The 7,136-nt window shown below is 62.5% G+C and carries 6 protein-coding genes and 1 pseudogene; 4 read left to right on the top strand and 3 right to left on the bottom strand.

Going from position 1 to position 7,136, the window contains the following annotated elements; all coding sequences use genetic code 11:
- Both RTS12_RS11660 and RTS12_RS11655 read right to left on the bottom strand, forming a co-directional pair.
- Positions 1-363 (bottom strand): annotated as a pseudogene (locus RTS12_RS11660) (hypothetical protein); the annotation flags it as partial.
- 31 nt (positions 364-394) lie between these two features.
- Complete coding sequence (locus RTS12_RS11655) at positions 395-1,597, bottom strand: PatB family C-S lyase (RefSeq protein WP_312528646.1); 1,203 nt, start codon at positions 1,595-1,597, stop codon at positions 395-397.
- Between the two features lie 74 nt (positions 1,598-1,671).
- Here RTS12_RS11655 and def (RTS12_RS11650) point away from each other — a divergent pair, with 74 nt between their 5' ends.
- From def (RTS12_RS11650) to RTS12_RS11635, 4 genes are all read left to right on the top strand, one after another.
- Positions 1,672-2,193, top strand: coding sequence for a peptide deformylase (gene def / locus RTS12_RS11650; protein ID WP_312528645.1), 522 nt, complete (start codon positions 1,672-1,674; stop codon positions 2,191-2,193).
- Positions 2,194-2,441: 248 nt separating this feature from the next.
- Positions 2,442-2,942 carry a peptide deformylase gene (gene def, locus RTS12_RS11645; RefSeq protein ID WP_312528643.1) on the top strand — a complete coding sequence of 167 codons (501 nt, stop codon included), beginning with the start codon at positions 2,442-2,444 and terminating at the stop codon, positions 2,940-2,942.
- Between the two features lie 61 nt (positions 2,943-3,003).
- A complete protein-coding gene (gene fmt / locus RTS12_RS11640) occupies positions 3,004-3,912 on the top strand; it encodes a methionyl-tRNA formyltransferase (protein WP_312528641.1) in 909 nt (302 codons plus the stop codon).
- Positions 3,913-3,973: 61 nt separating this feature from the next.
- Complete coding sequence (locus RTS12_RS11635) at positions 3,974-4,525, top strand: HdeD family acid-resistance protein (RefSeq protein WP_312528639.1); 552 nt, start codon at positions 3,974-3,976, stop codon at positions 4,523-4,525.
- Here the strand turns inward: RTS12_RS11635 and hrpB are convergent.
- Entirely contained in the window at positions 4,522-6,969 is a 2,448-nt protein-coding gene (gene hrpB, locus RTS12_RS11630) for an ATP-dependent helicase HrpB (protein ID WP_312528637.1), read from the bottom strand. The two genes, RTS12_RS11635 and hrpB, sit on opposite strands and share 4 nt — an antisense overlap.
- Positions 6,970-7,136 lie beyond the last annotated feature (167 nt).

Raw genomic sequence — 7,136 nt, 5'->3', positions numbered from 1 at the left:
CGGGCCTTCCTTTTGATAGACCGTCATTTTCCGCGCGGCCTTTTCAATCAGGATCCGGTCAACCGACGAGGTCAGATGTACCTCGGGCGGTGGCGCGGGCGGGCTGAAGATATCAGGCAGCTTCCAATCGGGAAGGGTGATTTTGGGCAGGCCCGGAAGCCGCTCTAGCCCATGCGAGCCGTCCGGATTGTTATTGCCCGCGGTCGGGGGGGCGGTCTGGTCTGGCCGCGTCAAACCGGGGTCCCCCGCCCCGTCCCGAGGAAGGCGCCCGACGCGGTTCAGATCTGGCTGAAGCACCAGCCAGATCGCACCGGCAAGAAAGACGATGACGAAAACCGAGAAAATCCGTGCCAGTCGTTTCATCATCGCCCTCAATCACGCAAACAGGTTGCGCTTATTGCAGATCGCCAAAGGCTTTTTTCAGCCGGGTGACTGCGGCTTCGACATTGGCCCGCGTGGTCGCAAGGTTGAAACGCATGAAGGTTTCCCCGCCCAGCCCAAAAGATCCGCCGTGATTGGCCGCAATCCCCGCCTCGGCGGCGACGCGACGGGCGAATTCAGAAGGCTCCATCCCGGTGCCCGAGAAATCGACCCAAGCCAGATAGGTTGCCTGCAATGGCATCGAGCGCAGACCCGGAATATCGCTGATCCCCTCGTCAAAGATCCGGCGATTGGTGTCGAGATAGGCCATCAGCGCATCGACCCAATCGGCCCCCTCGGGGGAGTAGGCAGCGGCCACCATATTCAGGCCAAACAGCCCCGGCGAGATCCCCAAAGCTGCAATCCGGCCATTCAAAGTCGCGCGCAACTTGGGATCGCCCACGATCATATTGCCGATATGGGCCCCGGCGATATTGAAGGTCTTGGTCGCCGCCGTCAGCGTCACCAGCCGATCCGAGATATCGGGGGCGGCAAGTGCGGTGACGACATGGCGATCATTGCCGGGCATGACCAGATCGTGGTGGATTTCATCCGAGACCAGAATCAGGTCGTGCTTTTTACAGAAATCGGCGATCTCGCGCAGCTCGCGCTGGCTCCAGACGCGGCCGCCCGGATTGTGGGGCGAGCACAGGATCAGCATCTTTTCATTGCCCGACAGCAAGCCGTCCCAATTCAGCCAATCCAGATGATATTGGCCCGCGCGCAGCGCCAAAGGCAATTCGACGACCTCGCGACCGGCGGCACGGATCACCCGTGAAAAGGCGTGATAGACCGGCGTCATCAAGATCACACCATCGCCAGGCTTGGTAAAGGCATCCACGCAAAGCGCCGTGCCATTGACCAAGCCATGAACGGTCAGGATCCAATCGTTTTCCACCGCCCAGCCGTGACGGCTGTCCATCCACCAGCGAATCGCCTCGAGATAGGGCAAATGCGCGCCCGGATAGCCGTAAACACCATGGGCAGCGATATCCTCGACTGCCTTTTGCACGGCATGAGGGGGGCGGAAATCCATATCGGCGACCCACATCGAGATACCATCCTCGGGGGCGACGCCGTAAATCGCCTGCATGTCGTCCCATTTCGAGCAAAGCGTACCGACACGGTTGATCGCCTCGTCAAAATTTGGGCGGGTCTCATTTTTCTGCACGGTCATCATGATCTCCTGATATTCTGGCGTCACAATAGCGGCTTGTTGCGCCCGTCCAACCCTTCGCCTAAATGAAAGCCATGTCGCTGCGAAATATTCTGATTCATCCCGATCCGCGCCTCAAAAAGTCGTGTGAACCGATCGCCCGCATCACCCCCGAGATCGAAACCCTCGCGGCGGACATGCTGGCCACCATGTATGATGCACCCGGTGTCGGCCTTGCCGCGCCGCAGGTGGGTGTGCTGTCGCGCCTTTATGTCATGGATTGCAACAAAGACCCTGAGGTTGATCCCGCACCTTTGGTGATGATCAACCCCGAGATCACCTGGCGCTCTGAAGGTCTGAACACCTATGAAGAGGGATGCCTGTCGATCCCCGACCAATATGCCGATGTGACCCGCCCCGCCGAGGTTCGCGTCGCTTGGCTGGGTCTGGACGGCAAAACCCACGAGCGCGAGTTCGACGGGCTTTGGGCCACCTGTGCTCAGCATGAGATCGACCATTTGGATGGCAAATTGTTCATCGACTATCTTAGCCCGATGAAGCGCCAGATGATCACCCGTCGCATGGTCAAGCTCAAGCGCGAGAATGCGCGCAGCTAAAGCGCGCATGCACCCGCCGCGCCGTCGCATCACGGCCCGGCCCGCCAGATTGCTGCGCCGTGCCAGCGAGCACCGTCCCAGTGTGCCGTCCTACTTTCTGGCCGATTGAAAGGGCGTCTTATGCAAAGACCTTTGCGCGTCGCTGCAGTGCAAAGCCCCCTAAAGTGCCGCTTGACCACGCCTTTGGCGCGGGCGGGCTGTCGTCATCTGAATTCTAGACCATCTGACCCCGAGCCAAAGGCAGGCGTATGACCATTCGTCCCTTCATTCCCTATACCGATCCGCGCCTGCATCGTGCCGTTGAGCCGGTCGAGGCCATTACCGAGACCATCCGCATGGTTTGGGATGACATGATCGATACGATGGACGCCATGCCCGGCGTCGGTCTGGCCGCACCTCAGATCGGCATGATGATGCGTCTGGCTGTGGTGGACGCTTCTGACAAACGTGGGCAGGCCGTGCGCATGGCCAATCCCGAGATCTTGCACGCCAGCGTGCAGATGCGCGCCCATGACGAGGCCAGCCCCAACCTGCCCGGCGTCTTTGCCCGGATCGAGCGTCCCCGCGCGGTCACGGTGCGGTTTCTCAACGCCCAAGGCGAGATCGAGGATCGCGATTTTGTCGGGCTTTGGGCCACCAGCGTTCAGCATCAGATCGACCATCTGAACGGCAAGGTCTATGTCGATCACCTGTCGCGGCTGCGCCGCAAGATGCTGGTTGCGAAATCGGCAAAGCAGACGCGACGCTGACACGTCAGCGGTGCTGGGACTGTAAGACAGTAGGTATTTGGATCAGAGCGAGGAGCAAGCCATGCGCGTGATTTTCATGGGAACGCCGGATTTCTCGGTTCCGGCCCTGCATGCGATTGCAGCGGCGCATGAGGTGGTTGCGGTCTATACCCAGCCGCCACGGGCAGCCGGGCGCGGGCAAAAGCCCCGCCCCTCGGCGGTGCATAAGGCCGCAGATGCGCTTGGCCTGCCTGTTCGCCATCCCGCGCGGTTGAAATCGCCCGAAGATCAGGCCGAATTTGCAGCCTTTGGTGCCGATATTGCCGTGGTCGTTGCCTATGGGCTGATCCTGCCGCAGGTCATTTTGGACGCGCCGCGGCTGGGTTGCCTGAACATCCACGCCTCGCTTTTGCCGCGGTGGCGCGGAGCTGCGCCGATCCATCGGGCGATCCTTGCGGGCGATCGCGAAACCGGTGTCGCGATCATGCAGATGGAGGCAGGCTTGGATACCGGCCCAGTTCTGGCCGAAGCGCGCAGTGTGATTGGTGCCGAGGAAACCACCGCTGATCTGCATGACAGGCTCTCTGCCATGGGTGCAAAGTTGATTGGCGATGTTCTGGCGCGAAAGGCTGCAGGCGAGGTTTGGCCCGCAGAGGCGCAAAGCGAGGCTGGCGTGACCTATGCGGCCAAGATCGACAAGGCCGAAGCGCGCATCGACTGGACGCGTCCCGCCCCCGAGGTTGACCGCCAGATCCGTGGCCTGTCGCCCTTTCCAGGCGCATGGACATTGATTGCCGGTGAGCGGGTCAAACTGCTGCGCTCGCGCGTTGTGACGGGCACCGGGCAACCCGGCACCGTGCTGGAAGGATTTACCATCGCCTGCGGCAGCGGCGCGGTCGAGATTCTGGAGGCCCAGCGCGAGGGAAAGCGCCCGATGCCCAGCGCCGAGATCTTGCGCGGTCTGGACCTGCCGGAACAGATCGGCAGCTAGGGGAACTTTTCAACCCATCGCGGCTTTGGTTTTTATCATTTTATCAACCGGGGGCGCCATTATGGAAAATCTGGAATTACGGGCTTTTGCAGAATATTGGTGGGTTCTTCTGATCCGCGGGATTGCGGCCATCATTTTCGGTTTGGTTGCATTGTTCTGGCCTGGCCTGACGGCCTATGCGCTGCTGTTGACCTTTGGTATTTTTGCGCTGGTCGATGGCGTCATGGCAATTATCGTGGGGTTTCGGCGCAAGGGCAGTGATGATCGCTGGTGGAGCTGGCTGATCGATGGTGTGCTGTCGATCCTGATCGGTCTGATGGCGATTTTCTGGCCCGTTGCGACAGCGATTGCCCTGATCATCTGGATCGCGGCCTGGGCCATTGTCGTGGGCGTCATGCGCATCATCGCAGCCATCCGTTTGCGCCATGAGATCGAAGGCGAATGGGCCATGGGATTGAGCGGCCTTTTGATGGTGCTTTGGGGCGTGCTTTTGTTTGCAATGCCCGCAAGTGGTATCCTGTCCCTGACCTGGCTCTTTGGGATTTTCACCCTGATGGTCGGGATTGTGATGATCATCTTTGCCTTCCGCGTGAAAAAGCTGAAGGCCGCCTAGGTGCCACGCGGTTTGGCGCGAACGGTCGGATCGGCCTCGCGCGGGTCTTCGGGCCAGGGGTGGCGCGGATAGCGCCCCCTCATATCCCGACGCACATCCCCATAGCCGCCCTGCCAGAAGCCGGGCAGATCCGTCGTCACGGCGATGGGTTTGGCCCCCGGTGACAGCATGGTGATGCGCAGGGGCCGGGTGCCGGCCATCGGATGGCGGGTGACACCGAAAAGCTCTTGAAGGCGCAGCTCGATGCTGGGCGTTTCGTGGTCGTAATCGATTGGCACCTTGCGCCCCAGAGGGGTCGTGAAATGGGCGGGGACCGTCGCATCCAGCTGGCGCATTCCATCCCAACCGATGCGCGATTTCAGCGCCTCGGCCAGATCAAGGTTCCGCAGGTCCGACAGGCTGCGCGCCTGTCCCAAATAGGGAAGCAGCCAATCGGCATCGGCCAAAAGCGCCGCATCATCGACCGCCCCCAGTGCGGGCATCAAGGCGATGCGCGCGCGCAACCGTGCCGCGGCCGGGGCCCATGTCAGCCCGTTCAGCCGCAGCCCTTCAAGGGCCGCCCGAGCCAATGCCTCGGCCGAGGGCTTATCGAGCGCGCGGTCCGTCAGCACCAAAGCACCAAGCCGTTCTTGCAGGCGCGCCATGACGCGATTGTCGCGTTTGGACCATTCGACCAGTTCCAGCATGGTGATCTGATCGCTGAACTGCAGGCGCAGATCAGCTTCGTCCAGCGTGGCAGCCATTCGGATCCGCGCCTCGCGATTGTCGCCGTCCAGATCGGTCGCGACCAGAAAGCGGCTTTGCGCAAGGCTGTCCCCCTCGTCGAGATAGGCACCTTTGCCGCCGGACAGGATGTAACGCGGCTGATCGCCCTTGCGGCGCTGCGCGATGCGATCGGGATAGGCCAGTGCGACCAGCGCGCCCGGCGCAAGCGGTTGCCCCGATGCGGCCAAAGCCTGTGGTGAGGCATCCGGGGTCAAGGACCGCAGGCGGCGCGATTCATCCTTGATGCGCTGGATGGTGGCGCGGTTGACGTCATAGGGATAGCGCGCGCCAAAGGCCTTGGCGTCGCGGATCGCCGCAAGGCGAAGGGCCAGATCAGCAGGCGCCCCCTTCAGCGGGTCGCGTTCGGCCAGCAGGGCCGCCAGATCGGCCGCATTCCTGCCGCCGCAAAGCAGCATATGCGCCAGCCGCGGATGCAGCGGCAGCGCAGAAAGCGCCCGGCCGTGGCTGGTGATGCGCAACCCATCATCCAATGCCCCCAAATCGCGCAAAAGCGCTCGCGCCTCGGCCAAAGCCCCCTCGGGTGGGGGTGTCAAAAAGGCAAGGTCACTGCCGTCCGAGCCCCAGACCGCCAGCTCTAGCGCCAGACCCGACAAATCGGCCACCGCGATTTCAGGCGGTGCAAAGGCCGGCAAAGCGCCCTCTTCGGCCTTGGCCCACAGGCGATAACATATGCCCGGCGCAACCCGCCCGGCACGCCCCCGACGCTGCTCGGCCTCGGCACGAGAGACTCGTTCCGTGACCAGCCGCGACATGCCAGAGCCGGGATCAAAGCGCGCGCGACGCGCCCGGCCCGTATCCACGACCACCTTGACGCCCGGAATGGTCAATGAGGTCTCGGCAATCGATGTCGCAAGCACGATCCGACGCAGCGCGCCGGGCGGTGCCATGGCTGCGCGCTGCGCCTTGAAATCCATCGCGCCGTAAAGGGCGACCACCTCGACTGGCAGATCCGACAATTGCGCGGCAACGCGGTGGATTTCGCCCTCGCCGGGCAGAAAGGCCAAAATCGTGCCGCCGGGCAGATCGCGTGTGGCGGCTTCGGCCTCGCGGATCAGCCGGGCCGCTTCCGGGATCAGGCGGGCGCCCGCAGCCCATGGGCGGTCCAGCCAGCGCGTCTCGACAGCAAAGGCCCGCCCCTCTGATCGGATGATCGGAGCCTTGTCCAACATCTCGGCCACGGGTTCGGCATCCAGCGTCGCCGACATCACCACAAGGTTCAAATCCGGTCGCAAGGCCAGTCGTGCCTCCCAGATCAAGGCAAGGCCCAGATCGGCGTTCAGGCTGCGTTCGTGAAATTCATCGAAAATGACGCAGCCGATCCCGTCAAGACCCGGATCAGATTGCAGCATCCGGGTCAAAATACCCTCGGTCACGACCTCGATGCGGGTGCCGCGCTGGCTTTCGCCGCGGATACGGTAGCCCACGCTTTGCCCCAGCGGCTCGGCCAATTGCTCGGCCAGCCGCTCTGCCGCGGCGCGCGCGGCCAGACGACGGGGTTCAAGCATGATGATCTTGCCGCTGATCTGCCCCATCAAGGCCAAAGGCACGCGCGTCGTCTTGCCCGCACCGGGCGGCGCGACCAATATGGCGCGCCCATGCGCGGCCAGCGCGGCGCAAAGTTCAGGGGTGACAGCATCAATGGGCAAGGTCTGGGTCATGCCACCTTATTGCAAAGCGCGGGCCCAACGAAAAGGCGTTGCAACCGCGCTTTGCGGCATGCCCTGCGGCGAGATCAGCAAAAGATCACATTGTCGATGGCATCCTTGCCCCCCTAAAACTATGCGCAGATTGGACCTATCTTGGACGGGCTGCGTTCTGTCAGACA

Source organism: Paracoccus sp. (in: a-proteobacteria) (genome assembly GCF_032007265.1).
Classification (GTDB): domain Bacteria; phylum Pseudomonadota; class Alphaproteobacteria; order Rhodobacterales; family Rhodobacteraceae; genus Paracoccus.
This window is presented reverse-complemented; position numbering and strand designations above follow the sequence as displayed.